At 45.7% G+C, this 1,093-nt stretch carries 1 protein-coding gene; it reads left to right on the top strand.

The genetic code is table 11. The features are described 5' to 3' along the window. Positions 1-133: 133 nt before the first annotated feature. A complete protein-coding gene (locus AC1DSE_RS35680) occupies positions 134-1,066 on the top strand; it encodes an ABC transporter ATP-binding protein (RefSeq protein WP_441913191.1) in 933 nt (310 codons plus the stop codon). Positions 1,067-1,093: the final 27 nt, after the last annotated feature.

Raw genomic sequence — 1,093 nt, 5'->3', positions numbered from 1 at the left:
CTTTACCGCAGATTGCTTTAGAAGGAGAGATACAGAAAAAATGAGCAAAAATCACGAAATAGAGATCATTAATGTGGAAGTGCCTAAAACGGAACCTGCGGAACAACCATCAAATGATGCGCCTCTGGTTCCGATGATTGAAATCAAACAGCTTTCCAAAACATTCGGAACGTTTCAAGCGCTTAAATCAATAGATCTAACGATTCCGAAAGGAACGGTATTTGGTTTTGTTGGGCCCAATGGGGCAGGGAAATCAACGACGATGTCTATTCTTGCGACATTAATGATACCCACCTCAGGCATCGCAAAAGTAGACGGATTTGACGTGACCAAACATCCGCATGAGGTGCGTAAGCGAATTGGATATATGCCGGATTTTTTTGGTGTGTATGACCAATTCAAAACGTTAGAATATTTGCATTTCTATGGCGCCAGCTATGGTATACCGAAGGCGGAGCGGGAGCAGCTGATTCCGCAATTGCTGGAGCTGGTCAATTTGAGTGATAAAAAAGATGCTTACGTTGACTCGCTGTCTCGGGGTATGAAGCAGCGGCTTTGCTTGGCACGCTGCCTCGTTCATGATCCAGAGCTGCTTATTTTGGATGAGCCTGCTTCCGGCCTTGATCCTCGAGCACGGATTGAGATGAGAGAAATATTGCGAGAGCTGAAGTCAATGGGGAAAACGATCATCATTTCTTCACATATATTGCCTGAGCTTGCCGAAATGGTAGATGAAATCGGCGTCATTGAGCATGGTGAAATGATTGCGATCGGAAATGTCGCAGATATTCAAAATAGATTGCGTGTCAAACGTTTCCTGCATGTGAGATTAGTTGATCGGGAGTCAGAAGCGGAGCTGTTTTTGCGAGATCGCCCTTATGTTAACCGAATTTTCCGAGATGATCGTGGAATACAAATTCACTTTGGCGGACAGGATGCCGAGCAATCGCAGCTGCTTCATGAGCTGGTTGCAGCAGGTTTTCAGCTGATCTCCTTCAGTGAAGCGCAGACGAATCTTGAGGATGTGTTTTTGGAAATTACGAAAGGGGGAGACGGACTCGAATGAAGGAGCAATCTTCGGCAAGAGCAGACC

It is taken from the genome of Paenibacillus sp. 01L418 (genome assembly GCF_056400045.1).
Note: the sequence above shows the minus strand (reverse complement) of the source record. Positions and strands in the feature narration are given on the sequence as shown.